Consider the following 6547-nt stretch of genomic DNA (forward strand, 5'->3'; position numbering starts at 1 on the left):
CCGCGATCTTGACGCCCAGGGTGAACATGCCCGCCGCCAGCCTCAGCAGCCCCTGGCCCAGGGCCGGGCCGAGGAGGATGCCCCCGGGCGGCACCAGGGCGAAGCTGTCCGCAAGCCCCTGGAGCAGGTACAGGTGGCCGTTGAGGGCCAAAAAGGTCAGCAGGGTGGTCATGTAGAGGAAATGCGAGGTGACCACCACCTGCTGGCCCGTCAGGGGGTCGATGACGTTGATCATCGAAAAGCCCATCTGGAAGCCGATGATCTGCCCGCCCGTCTGCACCGCCGCGAACAGGAAGCGCACCACCAGCATGAGGGCCATGCCCAGGAGCAGCTCGCCCGCGAGCATCAGCGCGATGAGCCAGCCGTTCTTGGGCATCAGCTCCCCGGGGAAGGAGAGCTGCGGCCACAGCGCCCACGACAGGACCACGCACAGCGCGGCCTTCACCGTCTTGGGCACCGTCTCCCCGCCGAAAAAGGGCATGAGGAACAGCACCAGGCTGGTGCGCATGAGCGTCAGCAGGAAGCTGAACACATGGGCGGGGTCGAAGGCGAAGATGTCCATAGCCCGGCCTTTGCAAAGGCCGGGCCATGTCCGGGGAATGTCGATTTCAGGCTATGTTGCCGTAAAAAAAGACGATTACTTCACAAGGTCCGGGGTGTACTCGGGCACGATCTCGACGAGTTGTTGGCGGATGAGCGCGTGGTCGCGGGCCAGGGCGGCCTGGCGCAGGCGCTCCAGGGCCTCGTCCAGCCCGGCGGGGGCGCAGGCGTCGCTGCGCAGGACCATGATCTGGTCGTGCCCGGTGGGCACCACGCCCTCGTCGGCGGTGATCAGCTCCTCGTAGAGCTTCTCGCCCGGGCGCAGGCCGATGAAGCGGATCTCGATGTCCTTGCCGGGCTCCTTGCCCGAAAGGCGGATCAGGTCGGCGGCCATGTCGGCTATGCGCACGGGCTGGCCCATCCTGAGCACGAATATCTCGCCGCCCTCGCCCATGCTCCCGGCCTGGAGGATGAGCTGGCAGGCCTCCTCGATGGTCATGAAGAAGCGGGTGACCTCGGGGTGGGTCACGGTCAGCGGGCCGCCGCGCTCGATCTGGCGGCGGAAGAGCGGAATCACCGAGCCCGCCGAGCCGATGACGTTGCCGAAGCGCACGGCCATGAGCCGCGTGCCGCGCCCGCAGTGGGCCTGCATGATCTTTTCGGTGATGCGCTTGGTGGCGCCCATGACGTTGGTGGGCCGCACGGCCTTGTCGGTGGAAACCACCAGCAGGCGCTCCACGCCCCGGTCCACGGCGGCCTCCACCAGGTTGCGCGTGGCCAGGGCGTTGTTGGCCACGGCCTGCCAGGGGTTGGCTTCCAGCATGGGCACATGCTTGTAGGCCGCGGCGTGGAAGACGACCTCGGGGCGGTAGGTGTCCAGGACGTGGGCCGTCCAGGCCGTGTCCTGCAGGGAGCCGAGCAGGGCCTCGTACTTCCGGAAGCCGTGTTCGTGCTCCATCTCCATCTGGATGGCGTAGAGGTTGGATTCGCTGGCGTCCAGCAGCAGCAGGCGCCCGGGGGCGAAGGACAATATCTGGCGGCACAGCTCCGAGCCGATGGACCCGCCCGCCCCGGTGACCAGCACCGTGCGCCCGCGCAGGCAGCCCGCGATGCCCTCCATGTCCAGATGGGCGGGCTCGCGGCCGAGCAGGTCCTTGTAGTCCACGTCGCGCAGGTCCTTGACCGTGACCTTGCCCCGGGCCAGTTCGGCGAGGCTTGGGATGCGCCGGTAGGCCAGCCCGGCGGCCTCGCAGTGGCCGATGATCTCGCGCATGGCCGGGCCGGAGAGGTCGGAGATGGCGATGAGCGCCTCGCGGGCGGGGTCGCGCTCGGTCTCCAGCCAGTGCCGGAGGGCGCGCACCGGGCCGACCACCGGCACGCCGTGCAGGGCGCGGCCCTGCTTTTCGGGGTCGTCGTCGAACAGGGCCGCCACGTCGATGTCGCGCCGGGCGGAGCCGGCGATGTCGCGCAGCAGGCGCTCGGCGGAGTTGCCCGCGCCGATGACCACGCAGCGCGTGGCCGCGCCCTCGCGGCGGCCCCGGCGCAGCACCGAGGGCAGATCCACGAAGCCCATGCCGTAGAATAGGCGGATGCCCACCCGCAGCCCGGCCACGAAGGCCATGGTGAAGAACCAGTCCAGGACGAACACCGAGCGCGAGTAGCCCGTGAAGTTCTGCGAAAGAACCAGGTAGCCGACCACCAGCAGGGTCGCGGCGGACGCGGCCTTCACGATGTTGGCCATGTCCGTCAGGCTGGTGTAGCGCCACATGCCCCGGTAGAGCCCGAAGACCAGGAAGCAGAACAGCTTGACCAGCAGCAGGGGCCCCAGGGTGGCCAGCATCCGTTCGCCCTGCCAGGCGGGCGGCAGGCCCTCGAAGCGGATCAGGTAGCTGAGGACGTGCGCCCCCAGGACCAGGAGGGCGTCCAAGGCCAGGAGAATATAGAAATTATATGATTTCAGTCTGTTGAACATGTGTTTCAGCTCTGGCCCTTTACGGCGCGCCGGATCGCCCCGCAGACGCGGTCCAGGTCGGCTTCGGTCATTTTTGTGTCCGAGGGCAGGCACAGGCCCCGGGCGAACAGTTCCTCGTCGGCGCCGGGCCCCACGAAGGGCGCGTCGGCGAAGACGGGCTGCATGTGCATGGGTTTCCACACCGGGCGGGACTCGATGTTCTCCTCCTCCAGGGCCAGGCGCACGGCCTCGCGCAGGCGGTAGCCCGAGTGGGCGTCGTCGCCGAACAGGGCGCAGGTCAGCCAGCGGTTGGCGCGGCCCGAGGGCGCCTCGGGCATGAACTCGATCCACGGCTCGGCCCCCAGGCGTTCGCGGTAGCCCGCGAACAGGGCGCGCTTCTGCTCCACGCGCTCGGCCAGTACCTCCAGCTGCCCCCGGCCCACGGCGGCCAGCAGGTTGCTCATGCGGTAGTTGTAGCCCAGCTCGGAGTGCTGGTAGTGGGGCGCGGGGTCGCGCGCCTGGGTGGCCAGGAAGCGGGCCTTGTCCGCCTGGGCCTTGTCCTGGGCCACGAACATGCCGCCGCCGCCGCAGGTGATGATCTTGTTGCCGTTGAAGCTGAAGGCCGCCAGGGGCGCGAAGGTGCCGGTCTGGCGCCCGGCATGCAGGGAGCCCAGGGACTCGGCGGCGTCTTCCACCAGGGCCAGGCCGTATTCGGCGCAGATGGCGGCGGCGGCGCCCACGTCGCAGGGCTGGCCGTAGAGGTGGACGAGCATCAGGGCGCGCGGCATGGGCCCGCCCGCGCGGCGCCGGGCCGAGAGGTGGGCTTCCAGGGCCTCCAGGTCCAGGTTCCAGGTCCGGGGGTCGGCGTCCACGAAGACGGGGCGCGCGCCCTGGTAGACCACGGGCGAGGCCGAGGCGATGAAGGTCAGGTCCGAGCAGACCACCTCGTCGCCGGGGCCCACGCCCGCAAGGCGCAGGGCCAGGTGCAGGGCCGCCGTTCCCGAGGCCACGGCCACGCAGTGGCCCTGGCCGAGGAATGCCTCGAACTCCCGCTCGAAGGCCGGGATGTGCGGGCCCACCGGGGCGATGTAGTTGTCCGCAAACGCCTGCCCGATGTAATTCAACTCGCTGCCGCCCATGTGCGGGGAGGACAGGAATATTCTGTCGTGCACGCCAGTCCGCTCCTTGCTGTGCGCCCCCGGGGCGGGGCCGCTGCCGGGGGGTGTATCCGAAAACCGGGGCCCAGACAACGACTGGATCATTCCCGGCCCGTGAACGGGGTGCGCGTCGCGGCCCCGGGCTCGTTTATGCCCCGGCGGGCGAACACGGCGCCCACGGTGCGCGCCAGGATGACCACGTCCAGGAGCGGGTTCATGTTGTCCACATACCATACGTCGCGGGCAAAGACCTCGGGCCAGGTGATGGCGTTGCGGCCGTTGACCTGCGCCCAGCCGGTGATGCCCGGCAGAACCTCGTGGCGCCGGGCCTGCTCGGGGGAATACAGGGGCAGGTACCCGGGCAGCAGCGGCCGGGGGCCGACCAGGCTCATGTCGCCCGCGAGCACGTTCCACAGCTCGGGCAGCTCGTCGAGGCTTGTGGCGCGCAGGATGCGCCCGAAGCGCGGCAGGCGTTGCGCATCGGGCAGCAGCGCCCCCGACGGGTCGCGCTCGTCGGTCATGGTGCGGAACTTGCGGATGGTGAACAGGCGCCCGCCAAGCCCGGCCCGCGTCTGGCGGAAGAGCACCGGCGAGCCGAGGCGCAGGCGCACCAGCAGCGCCACCGCCCCGGCCAGGGGCAGCCACAGCGGCGCCAGCCCGAGCACCAGGATCACGTCCATCCAGCGCTTCCAGGCCGGAACGCGCGCATACAGGGCCAGGTACTGCGTGGTCATGGAAAATCCTTGTGAAGCTGCCGGTAGACCTGGATGATCTCCCCGGCCAGGGTGTTGGCGTCGAACAGGGTCTCGGCGCGGCGGCGTCCGGCGCGGCCCATGCGCTGGCGCAGGTCCGCGTCGGCCAGCAGGGTTTCCAGGGCCCGGGCCAGGGCCGGGGCGTCGCCCACGGGCACCAGCAGGCCGTTTTCCCCCGGGGCCACGATTTCGCGGCAGCCCGGGGCCTGGGTGGTGACCACGGGCAGCCCGCAGGCCAGGGCCTCCTGGAGGCTCACGGGCAGGCCCTCGCGGTAGGAGGGCAGCACGGCCACGTCGGACAGCGCCCAGACCAGGGGCATGTCCTCGCGCCAGCCCGCGAAGACCACGGCCCCGCCCGCCCGGGCGGCCTCCAGGGCCTCGGGGGTCAGGGATGTCGGGTTGCCCGGGTCGGGCTCGCCCGCGAGCACGAAGCGCGCCCGGGGGTGCCGCGCGGCCAGCGCGCGGGCCGCCTCCAGGAACTCGAACACGCCCTTGTCGCGGATGAGCCGGGCGGCCAGGGTCAGGACCACATGGTCCGGCTCCAGGCCCAGGGCCGCGCGGGCCCGGGCCACCCTCGCGGGGTCGAAGGCCCCCGGGCGCAGGGCGCCCACGTCCACCCCCGTGCCCCGGATCATGAACGCGGGGGTGCGCCCGATGAGGCCGCGGGCCTGGAAATGGCCGCGGTCGTCGTCGTTCTGGAAGACGAGGGCCGCGCAGCGTGCGCGGGTCGCGCGGTACAGGGCGTGGAAAAGCCCGCGCCGCAGCCCGCCGCGCAGGCCCCGGCCCAGGAAGTTGGAGCCCAGCCCGGTGACGGAGTTGACCAGGGGCGCGGCGCCGCCCACCGCCAGCCGCGAGAAGATGTTCGGCTGGTGGGTGAAGGCGTGGACCACCTGCGGGCGCACGGCGGCCACGATGCGCTGCAGGGCGGCCACCGAGGCCAGGGCCGCCCCCGGCCCCAGGCTGCCCCGGGCCACGGCCCAAGGGTGGACCCGGGCGCCGAGGGCGGCCACGGCGTCGAAATGCCCGTCGCGCGGGACGGCCACATGGACCTGGGCGCCCTCGGCCAGCAGCCTGCGCACCAGGGCCCGGCGCATGAGGGCCACGTTGATCCCGGCGTGGGAAACGAGCAGGACGCGCGGCGCGGTCACGACCCGTGCTCCCGCAGCCAGGCCTGGAACATGAGCACGGCCCAGAGCTGGTATTGGCGGTTGGCGCGCCCCGAGAGATGCTCGTCCAGGGCGCGGGCCACGGGGGCCGGGGCCAGGAAGCCCTCGCGGGCCAGGCGCGCGGGGTCCAGCAGGTCCCGGGCCCAGTCGCGCAGGGGGCCGCGCAGCCACTGGTCGATGGGCACGCCGAAGCCCTGCTTGGGCCGCTCGAATATCCGCGCGGGCACATGGCGGTAGAGCACCTGGCGCAGCAGCCATTTGCCGCGCCCCCGGTGCAGCTTCATGGCCGGGGGCAGCCCCAGGGCGAATTCGGCCACGCGGTGGTCCAGCAGCGGCACGCGCGCCTCCAGGGCCACGGCCATGGACGCGCGGTCCACCTTGTGCAGCACGTCGCCGGGCAGGTAGGTGCGCATGTCCATGGCCATCATCCAGGCCGCGTAGTCCGGCTGGTCGGGCCAGCGCGCGGGGTCGGTGAAGGCCGTCGGCGGCGGGACGGCCCCGAGGGCCACGGCTTCGGGCCGCGTCCAGTACGAGGCCAGGGAGTGGAAGAACGCCTCGCGCGAGGGCGCGCCCAAGGCGGCGGCCAGCTTGTGCAGTTTGTCGCGCACGATGAGCTGGCGCCTGGCCGGGGAGCGCAGGCGTTGCAGGGCCTGCACCGCCGCACCGGCCAGGGCGCCCCCGGGGCCCTCCAGCAGGGCGCCCAGGGCGCGGCGCGCGCCCTGGGGCAGGCGCGAGACCCGGGCCCACAGCGCCGGGGCCAGCAGATAGCGGTTATAGCCGCCGAACAGCTCGTCGCCGCCGTCGCCCGACAGGGCCACCACCACCCGCTCGCGGGCCAGGCGCGAAACCAGGTAGGTGGGTATCTGCGAAGCGTCGGCAAAGGGCTCGTCGTAGAAGTGCGGCAGCAGCGGGATGACCTCGCGGGCCTGGGCCGGGCTCAGGCGCAGGGTGGTGTGCTCCGTGCCCAGGTGCGCGGCCACG

6 protein-coding genes are annotated in these 6547 nt (G+C 71.9%); all 6 read right to left on the reverse strand.

Annotated features, from left to right (window positions below):
• Nucleotides 1-562, reverse strand: a 562-nt coding sequence (locus M0P34_RS12770) for a flagellar biosynthetic protein FliR (RefSeq protein WP_291499740.1), incomplete at its 3' end; no start/stop codon positions are given.
• Nucleotides 563-637: 75 nt separating this feature from the next.
• Complete coding sequence (locus tag M0P34_RS12775; protein ID WP_291499741.1) at nt 638-2512, reverse strand: nucleoside-diphosphate sugar epimerase/dehydratase; 1875 nt, start codon at nt 2510-2512, stop codon at nt 638-640.
• 5 nt (nt 2513-2517) lie between these two features.
• On the reverse strand, nt 2518-3663 hold the full coding sequence (locus tag M0P34_RS12780; RefSeq protein ID WP_291499743.1) for an aminotransferase class I/II-fold pyridoxal phosphate-dependent enzyme: 1146 nt from the start codon (nt 3661-3663) through the stop codon (nt 2518-2520).
• 86 nt (nt 3664-3749) lie between these two features.
• Complete coding sequence (locus M0P34_RS12785) at nt 3750-4382, reverse strand: sugar transferase (protein WP_291499745.1); 633 nt, start codon at nt 4380-4382, stop codon at nt 3750-3752.
• Nucleotides 4379-5548 carry a glycosyltransferase family 4 protein gene (locus tag M0P34_RS12790; RefSeq protein WP_291499747.1) on the reverse strand — a complete coding sequence of 390 codons (1170 nt, stop codon included), beginning with the start codon at nt 5546-5548 and terminating at the stop codon, nt 4379-4381. Before M0P34_RS12790 ends, M0P34_RS12785 begins: the two co-directional genes overlap by 4 nt.
• A partial coding sequence (locus M0P34_RS12795) for an asparagine synthase C-terminal domain-containing protein (RefSeq protein ID WP_291499749.1) occupies nt 5545-6547 on the reverse strand: 1003 nt, incomplete at its 5' end. The genes M0P34_RS12790 and M0P34_RS12795, both read right to left, overlap by 4 nt.

This window comes from Desulfocurvus sp., from assembly GCF_023230885.1.
Classification (GTDB): domain Bacteria; phylum Desulfobacterota; class Desulfovibrionia; order Desulfovibrionales; family Desulfovibrionaceae; genus Desulfocurvus.

Coding starts and splice junctions, on each gene's coding strand:
- M0P34_RS12775 (WP_291499741.1), bottom strand. CDS start 2,512: ATGTTCAACAGACTGAAATCATATAATTTCTATATTCTCCTGGCCTTG.
- M0P34_RS12785 (WP_291499745.1), bottom strand. CDS start 4,382: ATGACCACGCAGTACCTGGCCCTGTATGCGCGCGTTCCGGCCTGGAAG.